This window comes from Oerskovia sp. 140933 (assembly GCF_059651515.1).
Map to the genome: position 1 here is coordinate 35,703 of NZ_JAMXIO010000022.1, position 18,623 is coordinate 54,325.

Annotated in this window: 11 protein-coding genes; 7 read left to right on the forward strand and 4 right to left on the reverse strand. The window is 71.8% G+C overall.

The genetic code is table 11. The features are described from left to right. The first annotated feature begins 174 nt into the window (after positions 1 to 174). Positions 175 to 915: an HAD family hydrolase gene (locus NHG27_RS12540; RefSeq protein WP_193721360.1), complete on the forward strand. Its 741-nt coding sequence runs from the start codon at positions 175 to 177 to the stop codon at positions 913 to 915. Beyond that, the gene (locus NHG27_RS12545) at positions 915 to 3,392 is read left to right on the forward strand and encodes a glycoside hydrolase family 65 protein (protein ID WP_193721361.1); all 2,478 of its coding nucleotides are present in this window, start codon (positions 915 to 917) and stop codon (positions 3,390 to 3,392) included. The genes NHG27_RS12540 and NHG27_RS12545 overlap by 1 nt, the downstream gene beginning before the upstream one ends. 57 nt (positions 3,393 to 3,449) lie before the next feature. Here NHG27_RS12545 and NHG27_RS12550 read toward each other — a convergent pair whose 3' ends face one another. Then, positions 3,450 to 5,624 (reverse strand): prolyl oligopeptidase family serine peptidase, encoded by a 2,175-nt coding sequence (locus NHG27_RS12550; protein WP_497016513.1) that lies wholly within the window; start codon positions 5,622 to 5,624, stop codon positions 3,450 to 3,452. A 200-nt stretch (positions 5,625 to 5,824) separates the two neighbouring features. On the opposite strand from NHG27_RS12550, the gene adhE reads away from it, so the two are divergent. Beyond that, positions 5,825 to 8,527 carry a bifunctional acetaldehyde-CoA/alcohol dehydrogenase gene (gene adhE / locus NHG27_RS12555; RefSeq protein ID WP_497016514.1) on the forward strand — a complete coding sequence of 901 codons (2,703 nt, stop codon included), beginning with the start codon at positions 5,825 to 5,827 and terminating at the stop codon, positions 8,525 to 8,527. Positions 8,528 to 8,896: 369 nt separating this feature from the next. Next, positions 8,897 to 11,386, forward strand: coding sequence for an NAD-dependent DNA ligase LigA (gene ligA / locus NHG27_RS12560; RefSeq protein WP_497016515.1), 2,490 nt, complete (start codon positions 8,897 to 8,899; stop codon positions 11,384 to 11,386). 65 nt (positions 11,387 to 11,451) lie between these two features. Here the strand turns inward: ligA and NHG27_RS12565 are convergent, their stop codons facing one another. After that, positions 11,452 to 12,582, reverse strand: a complete 1,131-nt coding sequence (locus NHG27_RS12565) for a dihydrodipicolinate synthase family protein (protein ID WP_497016516.1) — start codon at positions 12,580 to 12,582, stop codon at positions 11,452 to 11,454. On the opposite strand from NHG27_RS12565, the gene NHG27_RS12570 reads away from it, so the two are divergent. Next, on the forward strand, positions 12,502 to 13,632 hold the full coding sequence (locus tag NHG27_RS12570; protein WP_497016517.1) for a uroporphyrinogen decarboxylase/cobalamine-independent methonine synthase family protein: 1,131 nt from the start codon (positions 12,502 to 12,504) through the stop codon (positions 13,630 to 13,632). The two genes, NHG27_RS12565 and NHG27_RS12570, sit on opposite strands and share 81 nt — an antisense overlap. Positions 13,633 to 13,728: 96 nt before the next feature. Here NHG27_RS12570 and NHG27_RS12575 read toward each other — a convergent pair whose 3' ends face one another. Beyond that, entirely contained in the window at positions 13,729 to 14,394 is a 666-nt protein-coding gene (locus tag NHG27_RS12575) for a ThuA domain-containing protein (protein WP_497016529.1), read from the reverse strand. A gap of 17 nt (positions 14,395 to 14,411) precedes the next feature. Continuing rightward, positions 14,412 to 15,545 carry an ROK family protein gene (locus NHG27_RS12580; RefSeq protein ID WP_193721310.1) on the reverse strand — a complete coding sequence of 378 codons (1,134 nt, stop codon included), beginning with the start codon at positions 15,543 to 15,545 and terminating at the stop codon, positions 14,412 to 14,414. Positions 15,546 to 15,950: 405 nt separating this feature from the next. On the opposite strand from NHG27_RS12580, the gene NHG27_RS12585 reads away from it, so the two are divergent. Next, on the forward strand, positions 15,951 to 17,477 hold the full coding sequence (locus NHG27_RS12585) for a sugar ABC transporter ATP-binding protein (RefSeq protein ID WP_193721304.1): 1,527 nt from the start codon (positions 15,951 to 15,953) through the stop codon (positions 17,475 to 17,477). Beyond that, entirely contained in the window at positions 17,474 to 18,529 is a 1,056-nt protein-coding gene (locus NHG27_RS12590; RefSeq protein ID WP_497016518.1) for an ABC transporter permease, read from the forward strand. The genes NHG27_RS12585 and NHG27_RS12590 overlap by 4 nt, the downstream gene beginning before the upstream one ends. Positions 18,530 to 18,623 lie beyond the last annotated feature (94 nt).

Consider the following 18,623-nt stretch of genomic DNA (forward strand, 5'->3'; position numbering starts at 1 on the left):
GGCCGTCGGGTCGGCCGCAGGCCCGTGACGACGCGGGGCGAGGGGGCGCCGCGGTGCTGTCACCCGTCTCACGTCGCCCTGTTTCGCCGTGGTGGCCCGCGGTGCGTAGGCTCGGAGAGAGGTACCGACGTCCTGCGGTGCTCCCTCGTCCGTCCACTCTCCCGAAGGAGCGCGATGCCCGCTCTGCACGCCGTCCTCTTCGACCTCGACGGTGTCCTGACACCCACCGCCGAGGTCCACATGCGCGCCTGGGAGCGCCTGTTCGCGCCCCTGTGCGCCGAGCGGGGGGTCGCCCCGTACACGTCGGCCGACTACTTCGCGCACATCGACGGCAAGCCCCGCTTCGACGGGGTCGCGACGATGCTCGCCTCGCGCGGGATCGAGCTGCCGTGGGGCACGATCGACGACGCGCCCGGCGAGGACACGGTGTGCGCGCTGGGCAACAAGAAGAACGAGATCGTCAACCGCATGTTCGTCGAGGAGGGGATCGCCCCGTACCCCGGCTCGATCGCGTTCCTCGACGCCGTGACCGCTGCCGGCGCGCTCGTGGCGGTCGTCTCGTCCTCGCGCAACGCCCCCTCCGTCCTGGCGGCTGCCGGGATCGCGGACCGGTTCGAGGTCGTCGTGGACGGGACCGTCGCTGCCGCAGCGGGCCTCGAGGGCAAGCCCTCTCCCGCGACGTACGAGTACGCGGCCCAGCTCCTCGGTGTGCCGACGACCGCGGCGGTCGTGGTCGAGGACGCCATCTCGGGCGTCCAGGCGGGCGCCGCGGGAGACTTCGGGCTCGTGGTCGGCGTGGATCGCGGGGTCGGTGCGGACGCCCTGACCGAGCACGGTGCGGACCTGGTCGTGAGCGACCTGGGCGAGCTCGACGCGACGGTCCTCGACCGTCCTGCGCTCGACGAGGCCCGCTGATGGCCGGGTTCGAGCACGGCTTCGACGGGACCGTGGACCGCAGCCGCTTCCCGGCGGACCCGTGGCGACTGGTCGAGAACCGCTACTCGGCCCACGACCTCGGGGTCACCGAGACGCTGTTCTCGGTCGGCAACGGCTACCTCGGTATGCGGGGGAACGTCGAGGAGGGGCGCGAGTCCCACACGCAGGGGACGTTCATCAACGGCTTCCACGAGACGTGGCGCATCCACCACGCCGAGGAGGCGTACGGGTTCGCCGAGGTCGGGCAGACGATCGTCAACGTGCCCGACGTCAAGATCATCCGGCTCTACGTCGACGACGAGCCGCTCCTGCTGCCCGTCGCGGACCTGGTCTCCTACGAGCGGTCGCTCGACATGGCCGACGGCGTGCTGCGCCGCGAGCTGCTGTGGCGCACGCCGTCGGGCAAGCGGGTGCTCGTGAAGTCCGAGCGCATGGTCTCGTTCGTCGAGCGGCACCTGGCCGTCATCACGTTCGAGGTCACGATGCTCGACGAGCCCGCGCCGATCGCGATCTCCTCCCAGATCCTCAACCGGCAGGACGGGCAGGACGAGTACCACGTCCCGTCGGCCGCGATGGGGCAGGGGTTCGACCCGCGCAAGGCCAACCAGTTCACCGAGCGGGTCCTGCAGCCGCAGGTGCAGTGGGGCGACGACGAGCGCCTGGTCCTGTCCTACCGCTGCACCAACTCGGGCATGACGCTCGCGGTCGCCACGGACGACGAGCTCGTCACCGAGAACACGCACGACGTGCGCACCCAGGTGGACGAGGACCTGGCCAAGCACGTCTACCGGATCCAGGCCGAGCCGGGCAAGCCGGTCCGGCTCACCAAGACCGTGGCCTACCACACGTCGCGCGGGGTGCCCGCGCGCGAGCTGATCGACCGCTGCCGCCGCACGCTCGACCGCGTGCGCGAGGAGGGCGTCGCGTTCCAGCACGCCGAGCAGCGCGAGTTCCTCGACGAGTTCTGGGCCCGGTCCGACGTCGAGATCCCCGGCCAGCCGGAGATCCAGCAGGCCGTGCGCTGGAACATCTTCCAGCTCGCCCAGGCGACGGTCCGTGCCGAGGGCAGCGGCGTGCCCGCCAAGGGGCTCACGGGCACCGGCTACGGCGGCCACTACTTCTGGGACACCGAGATCTACGTGCTCCCGTTCCTGACGTACACGAGCCCCTGGTACGCGCGCAACGCGCTGCGCTTCCGCTACCAGATGCTCGACGCCGCCCGCCGCCGTGCGAGCCAGCTCTCGCAGGCGGGCGCCCTGTTCCCGTGGCGGACGATCAACGGCGAGGAGGCCTCGGCGTACTACGCCGCGGGCACCGCGCAGTACCACATCGACGCCGACGTGGCCTACGCCCTCATGCAGTACGTGCGGGCCACGGGGGACCAGGACTTCCTGGAGCGCGAGGGCGTCGACATCCTCGTGGAGACCGCGCGCATGTGGGCGGACCTCGGCTTCTGGCGGGCCAACGGGGACGACCACTTCCACATCCACGGCGTCACCGGGCCGGACGAGTACACGACGGTCGTCAACGACAACCTCTTCACCAACGTCATGGCCCGCTTCAACCTGCGGGTCGCGGCCGAGACCCTCGAGTCCATGCGCCGCGACGCGCCGCACGACTACGAACGCCTCGTGATCCGCCTCGGCGTCTCCGAGGAGGAGACCGCGGAGTGGTTGCGCGCCGCGGAGCACATGTCGATCCCCTACGCCGAGCACCTGGGCATCCACCCGCAGGACTCGCACTTCCTGGAGCGCGAGATCTGGAACCTCGCGGCGACGCCCGCGACCAAGCGGCCGCTGCTGCTGCACTACCACCCGCTGGTCATCTACCGGTACCAGGTGCTCAAGCAGGCCGACGTGGTCCTCGCGCTGTTCCTCCAGGGGAGCGAGTTCACGCCCGAGGAGAAGCTCGCCGACTTCGAGTACTACGACCCGTTGACCACGGGGGACTCGACGCTCTCCGGCGTGGTCCAGTCGATCATCGCGGCCGAGGTCGGGTACCACGAGCTCGCGCTCGAGTACTTCACGTCGTCGCTGCTCGTGGACCTCGAGAACCGTCATGCGAACGCGGCCGACGGCGTGCACGTCGCCTCGGCCGGCGGGACCTGGTCGGCGCTCGCCTTCGGGTTCGGGGGGATGCGCGACGACTGCGGGCGGATCAGCTTCGACCCGCGGCTGCCGCAGTCGTGGGAGTCGCTCACGTTCCGCGTGATGCTGCACGGGGCCCGGCTCAAGGTCACGATCACGACCGACTCGATCACGTTCGTGTGCGAGACGGGTGAGAGCGCCGAGGTGCACGTGCGGGGCAAGGTCGTGCGCGTCGTGGCGGGCGAGCCCGTGACGGTCGCCCTCGACGGGCACGGCCCCGTGCTCAAGGGCACCCCGAGCCTGCGCGACCTGACGGGCAACCGGCGCGAGGACGGGACGCTCATCACGGCCACGGTGCCGCACTCGTAGGTCGCGGAGCGGTCCTGCGGCGAGCCGCCGTCTCGCTCGGGACGCGGCGGCTCGGCGTCAGCCCAGCTGCTCGCGCAGGAAGCGGTAGTGGATCGCGGCCATGTGCGCGGCCTGGGCGTTGTTCGCGGCGCCGCCGTGACCACCCTCGATGTTCTCGTAGTAGGTCACGTCCTTGCCGGCCGCGAGCATCTTCGCGGCGAGCTTGCGGGCGTGCCCGGGGTGGACGCGGTCGTCCTTGGTCGACGTCGTGAAGAGCACGGGCGGGTACTCGCGCTCGGGGTCGAACAGGTGGTACGGCGAGAACGTCCGGATGAACTCCCACTGCTCCGGGTCGTCGGGGTCGCCGTACTCGGCCGCCCAGGACGCGCCCGCGAGCAGGTGCGTGTAGCGCCGCATGTCGAGCAGCGGGACGCCCACGATCACGGCGCCGAACAGCTCGGGGTACTGCGTGAGCATGTTGCCCGCGAGAAGGCCGCCGTTGCTGCGGCCCTCCATGCCGAGGTGCTCGGGGGTCGTGATGCCCCGGGCGACGAGGTCGCGTGCGACGGCCGCGAAGTCCTCGTAGGCCTTGTGGCGCTTCGACCTGAGGGCCGCCTGGTGCCAGGCCGGGCCGTACTCGCCGCCGCCGCGGATGTTCGCGACGACGTACACGCCGCCGTCGGCCAGCCACGCGCGCCCCAGGCCCCCCGAGTAGCCGGGGGTCAGGGAGATCTCGAAGCCGCCGTAGCCGTAGAGCAGCGTGGGCGCGGCGCCCACGCGTGCGCCCTCGGCGTGGTCGGCGTCACCGCGTGCGGCACCCGCCTCCGGCCGGACGAGCTCCTCGCGCCCGACGACGAAGTACGGGACGCGCGTGCCGTCGTCGGACACCGCGAAGTGCTGGTCGATGACCAGGCCGCTCGCGTCGAAGAAGGCGGGCCCGGACTTGAGGACCTCGGGCGGGGTTCCCGCGCCCACGGACAGCAGTGAGAGCGTCGAGGGCGTGAGGTAGTCGGTCGTGACGAGCCAGACGTCGTCGCTGTCCTCGGAGTCGACCGCGCCCACGACGACCGTGCCGATGCTCGGCAGGCCGGGCAGCTCGCCGCGGGTCCACGGTGCGTCCACGCTCTCGGCGGGAGGGGGTGGCGTCAGCACGTGCAGCCGGTTCTTGACGTCGTCGAGCACGTTGACCACGAGGTGGTGGGCGGTCCACGTCGCCCCCGCGAGCGAGGTCGTGGGCGTGGGCTCGAACAGGATGGTGAAGCCGCGCGCCCCGGCGAGGAAGTCCTCGAGGCGGGTCGCGAGCAAGGAGCCCGAGAGGTAGGTGGTGCCGCCGACGGTCCAGTCGTCGCGCAGCTCGACGAGCATCCACTCCCGCTTGACGCCGACCTCGGCCGAACGCGGGACGTCGATCCTGACGAGCGTCTCGGACGGGGTTCCCGCGTCCTGGACGAGGTACGTCTCGCTGTCGTAGAACGCGATCGAGCGGCCCACGAAGTCACGTTCGTAGCCGGGGGAGTGGGTGCGCCAGGCGGAGATGTACATGTCCTCGGGCTCGCCCTCGTACACGACGGTGGCCTCGGTCACGGGGGTGCCACGGCGCCACCGCTTGACGATCCGGGGGTACCCCGAGGGGGTCATGGAGCCCGGCCCGAAGTCGGTGTAGACGTACACGGTGTCGGCGTCGATCCAGCCGAGGCCGCCCTTGGACTCCTCGCGGTAGAACCCGCCGTCCTCCGGCGCGACGAACTGCTTCGTCACGAGGTCGAACTCGCGGGTCACGTCGGCGTCGGAGCCGCCGGGGGACAGGTCGATCAGCGCGTGCCGCCATGCGCCGCCCGGGGCGGGCCGCAGGACGCTCGCGCCGTGCCAGACCCAGCTCCGGCCCTCGGCCTCGCCCAGGGCGTCGAGGTCGAGCACGAGCTCCCACTCGGGGTGGTCCGTGCGGTAGGAGTCGAGCGTCGTCCGGCGCCAGATGCCGCGCTCGTGCTGCGCGTCGCGCCAGAAGTTGTAGTAGTGCTCACCGATCTTGGAGACGTCCGGGATCTTGTCGTCGGAGTCGAGGACCTCGCGGATCGCCTGCTCGGTCGCGGCGAACTCGGCCGTGGCCTCGATCGTGGCCGCGGTCTCGGCGTTGCGCCCCTGGACCCAGGTGAGCGCCTCGCGGCCCTCGACCTCCTCGAGCCACAGGTACGGGTCGTGCGGCACGGCCGGTGGTGCGTCGGTCGGGTCCATCGTGTCGTTCTCAGCACTCATGCCGAACACCCTAGGCGACGCGGTCCGGGGGTCGGGAACGGGGCCCGGTCCGTCGTCCGGGTGGGCCGCCGTGGGGGCGGGCGTCCGACGGGCGAGACGAACCGACGAGGCTCTTGCATCTAAGCGCACCTTGTGAAAGTATTCACAAGCAAGGGAACGACAGACGCAGACCCGGCCGCTCGGGTCACTGGAGGAGCAACGTGAGCAGCACGAGCAAGGCCCCCGCCAAGCCCCCCGTCGGAGTCAGCGAGATCGACGCCCTCGTCGACCGCGGTCTCAAGGCGCTCAAGCAGTACGACGCCTACACCCAGGAAGACATCGACCGCATCGTGAAGAAGGCGTCCGTCGCGGCGCTCCACGAGCACGGTCGCCTCGCGCAGCTCGCGGTCTCCGAGACCGGCCGCGGAGTCTTCGAGGACAAGGCCACCAAGAACATCTTCGCCTGCGAGCACGTGCCGAACTCGATGGCCAACCTCAAGACGGTCGGCGTCATCGGACGCGACGACCTCACGGGCATCGTCGAGATCGCCGAGCCGGTCGGCGTCGTCGCGGGCATCACCCCGGTCACGAACCCGACGTCGACCGCGATCTTCAAGGCGCTCATCGCGCTCAAGACGCGCAACCCGATCATCTTCGCGTTCCACCCCGGCGCCCAGCAGTGCTCGGTCGCCGCAGCCCGCGTGGTGCGGGACGCCGCGGTCGCGGAGGGCGCCCCCGAGGACTGCATCCAGTGGGTCGAGCAGCCCTCGCTCGAGGCGACCTCTGCCCTCATGAACCACGACGGCGTCGCGCTCATCCTCGCGACGGGCGGCAACGCGATGGTCCGCGCCGCCTACTCGGCGGGCAAGCCGGCACTGGGCGTCGGCGCGGGCAACGTCCCCGCCTACATCGAGAAGACCGCCAAGCTCGGCCGCGCGGTCAACGACGTCGTCCTGTCGAAGGGCTTCGACAACGGCATGGTGTGCGCCTCGGAGCAGGCCGTCATCCTCGACACCGAGATCTACGACGCGGCCCTGGCCGAGTTCGCCCACATGCACGCCTACCTCGCGAACCCCGAGGAGAAGGCCAAGCTCGAGCGCTTCATCTTCGGGGTCGAGGCCGGCGGCGCGAACTGCGCGGGCGCCAAGCTCAACGCCTCGATCGTGGGCAAGAGCCCGCAGTGGATCGCCGAGCAGGCGGGCTTCTCCGTCCCGGACGACACCTCGATCATCCTCGCGGAGTGCGCCCAGGTCGGTCCGGCCGAGCCGCTGACGCGCGAGAAGCTCAGCCCGGTCCTCGCGGTGCTGCGCGCCGAGTCGACGAACCACGGCATCACGCTCGCCGAGCAGATGGTCGAGTTCGACGGCCTGGGCCACTCAGGTGCGATCCACACCGAGGACAAGGCCGTCGCGGAGGAGTTCGGCCAGCGCGTCAAGGCCGTCCGCATCCTGTGGAACCAGCCCTCGGCGCTCGGCGGCATCGGTGACATCTACAACGCGCTGATCCCCTCGCTGACGCTCGGGTGCGGCTCGTACGGGCACAACTCGGTGTCGAACAACGTGTCGGCCGTCAACCTCATCAACGTCAAGCGGATCGGACGTCGGAACAACAACATGCAGTGGTTCAAGATCCCGCCGAAGACGTACTTCGAGCCGAACTCGATCCAGTACCTGGCCCAGATGCCCGACGTCGAGCGCGTCACCATCGTCACGGACAAGGTCATGAGCCAGATCGGGATCGTCGACAAGGTCCTCGACGTCCTGGGCCGGCGCCCGAACAAGGTCTCGATCCAGATCATGGACCAGGTCGAGCCCGAGCCGAGCGTCGAGACGGTCGAGAAGGGCGCGGAGATGATGCGCGACTTCAAGCCCGACACGATCGTCGCGATCGGCGGCGGTTCGCCCATGGACGCAGCCAAGGTCATGTGGCTCAAGTACGAGCACCCGGAGATGGCGTTCTCGGACCTGCGCGAGAAGTTCTTCGACGTCCGCAAGCGCGCGTTCAAGTTCCCGACGCTCGGTGACCTGGCCAAGCTCGTCTGCATCCCGACGTCGTCGGGCACGGGCTCCGAGGTCACGCCGTTCGCGGTCATCACGGACCACGCGACCGGGTACAAGTACCCCCTCGCCGACTATGCGCTGACCCCGTCGGTCGCGATCATCGACCCGGTCCTGACGGCGACCATGCCCGCCAAGCTCGCGGCCGACTCGGGCTTCGACGCCCTGACGCACGCGACCGAGGCCTACGTCTCGGTCTACGCGAACGACTTCACGGACGGCCTGGCGCTGCACGCGATCAAGCTGGTCTTCGAGCACATCGAGGCCTCCGTGACGCAGGGCGCGGCAGCGCCCGAGGCCCGCGAGAAGATGCACAACGCGGCCACGATCGCCGGCATGGCGTTCGGCAGCGCGTTCCTCGGGATCGTGCACGCCATGGCCCACACGGTCGGCTCGACGTTCGGCCTGGTCCACGGCCGCACGAACGCGATCTTCCTGCCGCACGCGATCCGGTACAACGGGCAGATCCCGACCAAGGTCACGGGCTGGCCCAAGGCCGAGAAGTACATCGCGCACGAGCGCTACCAGCAGATCGCCAAGCACCTGGGGCTCCCGGCCTCGACGCCCGAGCAGGCCGTCGAGTCCTACGCCCGGGCGGTCGAGGAGCTGCGCGCCAAGGTCGGGATCGAGCGCTCGTTCAAGGAGCAGGGGGTCCCGGAGCGCGAGTTCATCGGTGGCCTCGACGCCCTCGCGATGCGGGCCTACGAGGACCAGTGCGCTCCCGCGAACCCGCGCCTGCCGATGCTCGAGGACATGCGCGACATCATGGTGGCGGCCTACTACGGCACGACCCGCGAGGAGGTCCGCGCAGAGCGCAAGGCGACCGAGGAGGCGGCCGCGCTCGCCGCGGCCACGACCTCGGACTGATCGGGCGCCGGCGGACGGGGAGCAGCCCGCCCGCCGGCGACCTGCCGACGACCCGAGCGGTACGGGTCAGCGGCTGGGTGGCGCGTCCTGCCGGGTGGCGCCACCCGCCTCGGGACCGGGGCATCCCCCCTTGGCCCCGGCCCCCCTGCAACGCCCCCGTGTCCTCCAGCGCGGGGGCGTTGCGCTGTCCGGACCCGTTCCGCCCGGCCCCGTCGGGAGGTGGAGCGCAGGCCCGACGGCGCGGATCACCCCGCCCGGACGGGGGGCCCGCGGGGGTGGGGCGGCCGCGCGACGGAGAGCGACGTCGTCGGGCAGGCGTGTCGCGGCGGGCACCGGGCGGTTGTCGGTGGCGCGGGCGAGAATGGGCACGTGAACGACGCCACCCCGCCGCCCCCCACGACTCCCGCCGACGACCTCGAGGCGTCCGGCGTCGTGCCCGACGCCGCCCCCGCGCTCGACGAGGCGGACGCCCAGCGTCGCTGGGCGGAGCTCGTCGCGCAGGTCGAGGCCGACCAGCGGGCCTACTACGAGGCCGACGCCCCCGTGTCCTCGGACGCCGAGTACGACGCACGCATGCGCGAGCTCGAGGCGCTCGAGGCCGCGCACCCCGCGCTGCAGACCCCCGAGTCGCCCACGCAGCGCGTCGGCGGACGGGCTGCGACGGGGTTCGCGACCGTCGAGCACCTCGAGCGCATGCTCTCGCTCGACAACGCGTTCTCCGAGGAGGACCTGGCGGCCTGGGCCGCGCGCGTGCACCGGGACCTGGACGTCCCACCCGAGGCCCCCGTCGAGTACCTGTGCGAGGTCAAGATCGACGGCCTGGCCATCGCGCTGCTCTACGAGCGCGGCCGCCTCGTGCGGGCCGCGACGCGCGGCGACGGGCGCACGGGCGAGGACGTCACGGCCAACGTCCGCACCATCACGAGCATCCCCCAGCAGCTCGCGGGCGACCCGGCCACGCACCCCGCGGTGATCGAGGTCCGCGGCGAGGTCTTCCTGGGGGTCGACGACTTCGCGGCCCTCAACGAGGCGCTCGTCGCGGCCGGGCAGGCGCCCTACGCCAACCCGCGGAACACCGCCGCGGGGTCGCTGCGGCAGAAGGACCCGGCCGTGACGGCGAGCCGCAACCTGCGCATGTACGCGCACGGCGTCGGGGCGCTGCAGTGGCAGGAGGGCGAGCACGCCGAGCTCGGGCGGCAGTCGGACGCGTACGCGCTGTTCGAGCAGTGGGGCATCCCGGTGTCCCCGCACAACCGGGTCGTGGACGGGCTCGCGGGCGTGCAGGAGATGATCGCGTACTACGGCGAGCACCGGCACGACATCGAGCACGAGCTCGACGGGATCGTCGTCAAGGTCGACGAGCTCGCGCTCCAGCGCCGCCTCGGGGCCACGAGCCGCGCACCACGCTGGGCCATCGCGTACAAGTACCCGCCCGAGGAGGTCAACACGCGCCTGCTCGCGATCCAGGTCGGGGTCGGGCGCACCGGCCGGGCAACTCCGTACGCCGTCATGGAGCCGGTCCTCGTCGCGGGCAGCACCGTGCGCCAGGCCACGCTGCACAACCAGGACGTCGTGCGCGCCAAGGGCGTGCTGATCGGCGACGTCGTGGTGCTGCGCAAGGCGGGCGACGTCATCCCCGAGATCCTCGGTCCGGTCGTCGCGCTGCGGGACGACGGCGTGCCCCGTACGGAGTTCGTGATGCCCGCCGACTGCCCCGTGTGCGGGCACCCGCTGCGTCCCCTCAAGGAGGGCGACGTCGACCTGCGCTGCACCAACACGCGCTCGTGCCCCGCGCAGGTGCAGGGCCGCGTCGAGCACATCGGTTCGCGCGGAGGGCTCGACATCGACGCGCTGGGCGAGGTCACGGCCGCGGCCCTGACCCGGCCCCTCGAACCCGCGGAGCCGCCGCTGCCGACCGAGGCCGGGCTGTTCTCGCTCACCGTCGACCAGCTCGCCCCGATCCGCGTCGTCGTCCGTGACCCCGAGACCGGGCTGCCGCGCCCGTTCGAAGGGGTGGGTGAGTCGGGTGAGGTGGAGATGTCCGACGGCTCGGTCATGAGCGCGAAGGTCGTCCGGCCCTTCCAGAAGGTCGTCGCCAAGACCTATCCGCCCGGGTACGAGAACTCGACGACCGCAGAACGGCGCGCAGCGGGCGTCGTCAAGAACGTCCCGGTGTACGGGCCCTCCACCACGGCGGAGACCCTCGTCTCCGAGCTGCGGCGCGCTCGGACCAAGGACCTGTGGCGCATCCTCGTGAGCCTCAACATCCGTCACGTCGGCCCCGTCGCGGCGCGTGCCCTCGCGGAGTGGTTCGGCTCGCTGGACGCGATCCGGGCCGCGAGCCGCGAGGAGCTCGCCGCGGTCGAGGGCGTCGGCGCGATCATCGCCGACCAGGTCCTCGCCTGGTTCGAGGTGGACTGGCACGTCGAGATCGTCGACACCTGGCAGCGCGACGGGGTCCAGTTCTCGATCCCTGGCCACCCCGGACCGGGCGAGGTCGAGCAGACGACCGGCCCGCTCAGCGGGCTGACGGTCGTGGTCACCGGGGGCCTCGAAGGGTTCACGCGGGACGGCGCCAAGGAGGCGATCCTCGCGGCGGGAGGCAAGTCGTCGGGCTCGGTGTCCAAGAAGACGGACTACGTGGTCGTGGGGGAGAACGCGGGCACCAAGGAGACCAAGGCCCGGGACCTGGGCCTGCGGATCCTCGACGAGGCAGGCTTCGTGGCGCTCCTCGCCGGCGGCCCCTCAGCGGTCGGCGACGCGCCGGGCGTCGAGGAGGACGCGCCGCCGGAGCCCGACGGGTCCGGTGGTGCCGGCAGCGACGTCGACGGCGGTGACCAGGGACAGGCTGCCGACTGACGGCCCGCGGGCGCGAGGGCCCGTCGAGGGAGCGGGCTGGAGCCCTCTCCCTCGACGAGAGGCCTCTACCGCGCGGGACCCCACGTCGCGGCTCCCGGCGCCGCGGCCGGCCGCCGGGCGAGCACGGTCCTCAGCGCCACGGTCTGCTCGGGTGGGGTCGCGAGGAGCGGCCCCCGCGGCGGGGCGGTGGGCACGCCGAGCAGCCCGGCGAGCGCGTGGAGGCCCGAGACCGGTCGCAGGAGGGCGAGCTCGCGGACGAGCGCCAGGAGCCACGAGCGCTCGTCGACGGCGTCGAGCGGGCGCCGGTCGACGTGCGCGCGCCGCAGCGCGGCGTACTCGTCGGGCACGAGCCCCGCGACCCCCGTGTGCCAGGCGTCGCTCGCGGGCAGGGCCGTGAACGCCCCCTCGATCATCGCGAGGTCGCCGCTCAGGCCCACGGCGAACGGCTCGCTCCCGACGGCCGTCCGCACGGCGTCCAGGCGTGCACCCACGCCCGCTCGCCCGGCCGGGTCCTTGAGCCCCCGGAGCCGTGCGGACCTCGACAGGTGGGCCAGCACCTGGGGCGTCGCGTCGTACCCGCTCTGGGCGGGCCGGTTGTAGAAGCACACGGGCAGGTCGGTCTCGGCCGCCACGGCCTCGAACAGGGCCACGACCTCGTCGTCGACGAGCGGGACGTAGGAGAAGGGCGTCAGGACCAGGCCGTCCGCGCCGCCGGCCTGTGCGGCGACCGCGTTCCGCACCACGTCGGCGGTCGAGGGAGCCGCGACGGCGACGTGCACCGGGACCCGCCGCCCGGACGGTCCCGGTCCGGCATCACGTGCCGCGCCCACGGCGGCGGCCACCACGGTGGCGCGCTCCTCGGACGAGAACGACGTGCCCGCACCCGACGAGGCGAGGACCGTGACGCCGTCGACCCCGCGCGCACCGCGTCCGCCACGAGGCGGGCCAGCACGTCCGGCGCGGGCGCCCCCGTGGGCCCGAGGGGCGTGATCGGGTAGGCGAGCAGGCCCGTGAAGTGCGTCGGTGAGGTCATCCGCGAGATGGTGCCACAGGTCGTCGGCCGAGGGATGGGCAGCCCGACCAGCGAAGTGGTACCCGCGTCTACGATGACGGCCATGACCCAGGTGAACCAGGCGCCCCAGCCCGCCACGCACGCCCCCGCATCCTCCGCAGCAGCCCAGGTGCGCGGCGCCCATCTCGTCGGCTCCGTCAACCTCCCCACGGCCGAGGACACGTTCCGCACGGTCGCGGCGCACGCAGGCACCCACCTCAAGCGCATCCCCGACGGAGAGGTGGGCGAGCGGTTCCACTGGATCATGTTCCAGGGGCAGTACTTCGAGGCCGTCGCCGGGCTCGTGCGCGTCCCGATCGCCCCCATCCCCGTCGCGGGCTTCGACGCGCGCCCGCACGTCCTCGACGGCTCCGTCCCTGCCGACGAGCTGGTCTTCGGCGAGCTGGGCTACGCCGCCGCCGCGGCGGCGTCGTACGCGGACTTCGCACGCCTGCGCACCGAGGGGGCGATCCCCGCGACCACGCGCTTCCAGGTCTGCCTGCCCACGCCGCTGGCCCCCGTCATGGCGTTCGTCGTGCCCGAGCTGCGCGCGGCCGTCTACCCGGCCTACGAGGCCGCGATGGTCCGCGAGATCGAGGCGATCGTCGCCGCGGTGCCCGCGGCCGACCTCGCGATCCAGCTCGACCTCGCGAGCGAGTTCGCGTTCATCGAGGGCGCGAACCTGGGTGCAGGTCCCTCGCGCGCCTGGTTCGCCCCCGAGGGATCGACCGACGCCGCCCCCGTCGTGGCCGGCTGCGTCGAGCTCGCCGCGCGCGTCGCGTCCACCGTCCCCGAGGGTGTCGAGCTCGGTTTCCACCTCTGCTACGGCGACATCGCCGAGAAGCACTTCGTCGAGCCGGCGGACACGCGGCGCCTGGTCGACGTCGCGAACGGCCTCGCGGCGGCCGTCACGCGCGAGGTCGCGTGGTTCCACCTGCCCGTGCCGATCGAGCGCGACGACGTGGACTACGTCGCGCCGCTCGCGGAGCTCACGATCGACCCGGCGACCGAGCTGTACCTCGGGGTCGTGCACCACGAGGACGGTGTCGAGGGCGCGCAGCGTCGGCTCGCGGCCGCGACCCAGGTCCTGGGGCGCGGCTTCGGCGTGGGGACCGAGTGCGGGTTCGGGCGTGGCCCGAGCGAGCGCACCGGCCCGCTGCTCGACGTGCACACCGCGGTCGCGCGCGCCTGGTAGGTCGCCCGGATCAGCACGACGAACGGTCGCCGGCCCCAGCGGGCCGGCGACCGTTCGTCCGCTCCCGGGGCGCAGCCCCGTCAGGCGCGGGCGGGCTCAGCGAGCCGCCCAGAGGAGGCCGCGCTCGATCACTGCCCGCAGCCCGGGGGTCTCCAGGTCGGCGAGCTGGTGGCCCGGAGTGCACACGAACACCTTGCCCGCTCCCCAGCCGCGGGTCCAGATCGCAGGGGACACCACGGGCGAACGCCAGGGCGAGTCGGCGGTCGGGACGATCGTGGTGGTGGCCAGGACCTCGTTGAGGGAGTCGGCGAGCACCCAGTACTGCTCGGAGCGGAGCCGGATCGGGCCGATGCCGGCGACGATCGGGTGCTGCGCGTGCTCGGGCACGACGTCCACGGTGTGGTCGACCAGGTCGCCCGGGTGCGCGGCGAACTGGCCACCGAGCATCTGCAGGTAGTCGGTGGCCATGCGGTAGGAGTCGACGATCCCGCCGTGCCAGCCCGCGAGGCCCGTCCCGTCCGTCACGGCCCGGCGCAGTCCCCGCAGCTCGTCGGGCAGGATCTCGCCCATGGTCCAGGACTGGACGACCAGGTCCACGCCGGCCATGTAGTCGGCGTCCGCGTACACCTCGAGCGAGGACTCGACGGCGACGTCGAAGCCCGACTCCTCGAGGAACGGGACGAAGAGGTCGGTGCTCTCCTCGGGGGAGTGGCCTGACCACCCTCCTCGGACGATCAGGGCCCGACGGTCCGGCACGCTCATCAGTCCTCCGTTGGCGCTCACGCGATCAGGGCGTCGATCGCTGCGGGAGAGAGTACGTGATCGATCGCCATGGCGCTCGCACCGAGCACGCCGGCCTGGCTGCGGGCCTGGGACGTGACGATGCGCAGGTGCTGCGTGGCCAGGGGCAGGGACCGCTGGTAGACGATCTCGCGGATGCCCGCGATCAGGTGCTCGCCCGCGTCCGCGATGACACCGCCGACCACGATCATGGACGGGTTGAGCAGGCTCACGCACGCCGCCAGGACCGCGCCGATGTCGCGGCCCGCCTGGCGCACGGCATGGCTCGCCATGAGGTCCCCGCCGCGCACGAGCGAGACGACGTCGCCGCTGTTCGCGGCGTCCAGGCCCTCCCTGGTGAGGGCTCCGGCGATGGCCTGCCCGCTCGCGATCGCCTCGAGGCACCCGATGTTGCCGCAGCGGCACGGGGTGTCGGCCCCGTTGGGCACCGCGATGTGCCCGATGTCGCCGGCGGCGCCCTGGGCGCCGCGGCGGAGCTCGCCGTCCGAGATGACGCCCGCACCGATGCCCGTGGCCACCTTGACGAACAGCAGGTCGCTCACGCCCGGCCACGCGGTGCGGTGCTCCCCGAGGGCCATGATGTTCACGTCGTTGTCGACCAGGACCGAGGCGTCGAACGTCTTCCTGAGGATCGCGGGCACGTCGACGTCGTCCCACGCGGGCATGATCGGAGGGTTGATGGGACGTCCGGTCGAGTGCTCGACGGGCCCGGGCAGGCCGACGCCGACGCTCACCAGGTCGTCGAGGTCCCGCCCGGTCGTCGCGATGAGCTTCTCGCCCGTCTCGGCGACCCAGGCCAGGACGTCCTGCGGTCCGTCCGAGATGGTCAGCGGGGCATCGACCTCCGCGAGGATGTTCGACGCGAGGTCGGTCACCGCGAGGCGGGCGTGCGTCGCGCCGAGGTCGACCGCGAGCACGATGCGTGCGCCCGGGTTGAAGGCGAAGGTCACGGGAGGCCGGCCGCCGGTCGAGCTCGCCTCGCCCGCGGGGGCGATCAGCCCCGACGCCATCAGCAGGTCGATGCGAGCAGCGATCGTGGACCGGGCCTGGCCCGTGATCGCGGCGAGGTCAGCCCGAGTGCGGGGTTGGCCGTCCCGGAGCAGCTGGAACATGTCCCCGGCGCCGGTCGGGCGAGGGGCGAACTTCAGCAGTTCCTCGGTGGGCACGATGTATCACGGAGCCTCTCGTTGCTACGCAGTGGTGACAATCCGTCTAGCGTACTGCGCGCGGCGGCTTTTGCTTGACGATCGACAGAAGCCGACCTAGCGTGTGGTTTGCTGCGGCAAGGAGGCCGGAGCTCGTCCCGCGCCCGCCCAGGCGCGGAACGCCCGCCTCGAGGCCTGCTCTCCCCGTCCCTCACCTGCTCGCCCAGCGTGTCGCTCCCTGCGTGTCGAGGGATCGGACGGTCGGCGGGTCGGACACGCATGGCTACTTTTGTCGGTCAGGTCGTGATTGTGAAGCGGAAGTTGCCAATCTTATGATTGACGCTCGTCAAAAGGTCGGCTACGTTCTCCCACATGGTCAACGCAGACCCACAGCCCATGCGGCCGCTCCTGCAGATGCGGGGCATCGTCAAGCAGTTCCCCGGCGCCCGAGCACTCGACGGCGTCGATCTCGACATCCTCCCCGGAGAGGTCCACTGCCTCCTCGGGCAGAACGGCGCCGGCAAGTCCACCCTCATCAAGGTGCTCGCCGGTGCGCACCAGCCCAACGAGGGCCAGATCCTCATCGACGGCGAGGTCGTCACGATCCCGCACCCCGTGGCCGCGCTCAGGCTCGGGGTCGCCACGATGTACCAGGAGCTCGACGTCGTCGACGGCCTCACGGTGGCCGAGAACATCTACCTCGGCCACGAGCTGTCGACCGCGGGGTTCTCCAACCGGCGGACGGCGGCCAAGAAGACCCGCGAGCTCATGCGGCGCCTCGGCCACCCGGAGATCTCGCCGCACCGCGAGGTGGGCGACCTGTCGGCCGCCGGCAAGCAGATCGTCTCGATGGCCCGCGCGCTCTCGCACGACGCGCGCGTCATCGTCATGGACGAGCCGTCGGCCGTGCTCGACAGCGAAGAGGTCGAGAACCTGTTCCGCGTGGTCCGTCAGCTCACCGCGAGCGGGGTCGCGATCGTCTACATCTCGCACCGGCTCGAGGAGATCCGGCAGATCGGGGACCGGATCACGGTGCTCAAGGACGGCCGGACGGTCGCCCAGAACCTCGCGGTCGCGCAGACCCCGACGGCCGAGCTCATCAAGCTCATGACGGGCCGGGCGGTGGAGAACGTCTTCCCCGCCCGCGCGCCGATCCCCGACGAGGCCGAGGTCGTGCTCGCGGTCGAGGCCCTCGGGCTCACGGGCGAGTTCTCGGACGTCTCGTTCGAGGTGCGGGCGGGCGAGGTGCTCGGGTTCGCGGGTCTCGTCGGCTCCGGCCGGTCCGAGATCCTCGAGACCGTCTACGGGGCGCGCCGTGCGAGCGAGGGGACGGTCTCGGTCGCGGGCAAGCGGCTGCGACCGGGCTCGGTCGCCGCCGCGGTCGCCGCGGGCATCGGGCTGTGCCCCGAGGAGCGCAAGAGCCAGGGGCTGCTGCTCGACGAGCCCGTGTACCGCAACATCACGCTCTCGACGTTCGCACGCTTCGCGAAGGCGGGCTTCCTCGACGAGGGAGCGGAACGGGCTGCGGCCAAGGAGCAGTCGGACGCGCTCGACCTGCGGCCCGCCGGGGTCGAGCGGAACGCCCGGACGCTGTCCGGGGGCAACCAGCAGAAGGCGCTCCTCGCGCGCTGGCTCGTCCACGGGTGCCGCGTCCTCCTGCTCGACGAGCCCACCCGAGGCGTCGACGTCGGCGCTCGCGCCGAGATCTACGCGCTGATCCGCGACCTCGCGGCATCGGGCGCGGCCGTGCTCGTGGTCTCGAGCGAGATCGACGAGGTGCTCGGTCTCTCCGACCGCGTGCTCGTGATCTCGGAGGGGCGCGTCATGCACGAAGGCCCAGCAGATTCGATCGACGAGCACGGCGTGCTCGACCTCGTCATGGAAGGAAGTGCCGCATGAGCGAGCAGGAGATGGCTCGCGCCGCCGTCGTGGACGGGCCGGCGCACGCCCCGAGCCCTGGAGCGACCGGGGGCGGGGCATCGCGCCGCAATTTGTTCAATGGATCGATGGGTAGGAACATCGGCCTCGTCCTGGCGCTCGTCGTGCTGTGCGTCGTCGGGTACGCGACCGCGGGGGAGAACTTCGCGAGCGTCAACAACGTCCTCACGATCCTGCGCATGGCCGCCGTGATCGGCGTGCTGAGCATCGGGATGACCTTCGTCATCACGGCCGGCGGGATCGACCTGTCCGTCGGGTCCGTCATGGGGCTGGCGACCGTCTGGGCGAGCACGCTCGCGACCCAGACCATGGCCGCCGACACCCACTGGATCGTCATGGTCGGCGTCGCGCTCGCGGTCGGCACGGTGTGCGGGCTGATCAACGGGGTCATCATCGCCTACGGCAAGGTCGTCGCGTTCATGGCGACCCTCGCCATGATGGTGGGTGCCCGAGGCCTCGCGGAAATGATCTCCAACCGGCAGACGCAGCGCGTGACCGAGGTCGACGCGTTCCTCGACTTCTTCCGTGCGGACCTGATCGGCATCCCCGTGCTCGTGTGGATGTTCGCGGTCGTGGCCGTCGCGGGCTGGTTCCTCCTCAACCGCACGACGTTCGGCCGCCGCACGGTCGCGGTCGGCGGCAACCCCGAGGCGGCGCGGCTCGCGGGCATCAAGGTCAAGCGCCACACCATGTACCTCTACGGGCTCGTCGGGCTCACGGCCGGCATCGCCGCCGTGATGATGCTCGCCCGCACGACGGCCGGCACCTCGACCAACGGGCTCTTCTACGAGCTCGACGTGATCGCGGCGGTCGTCGTCGGCGGGACCCTGCTCGTCGGCGGCCGCGGGACGATCGTCGGCACCGTCCTCGGTGTCCTCATCTTCACCACGCTGACCAACGTCTTCACGCAGAACAACATGTCGAGCTCGGCACAGAACGTCGCGAAGGGCGTGATCATCGTGGTCGCCGTGCTCCTCCAGCAGCGCTTCGCCTCGCGCAGCAGGTCCGACTGACGCCACGGCGTCAGACCGCCCGACCGCGCCTCCACCTGCCGGACCCGCTCGCGGGAACCGGACGCAGCACGCCCAGCACACCCGACCAGCACAC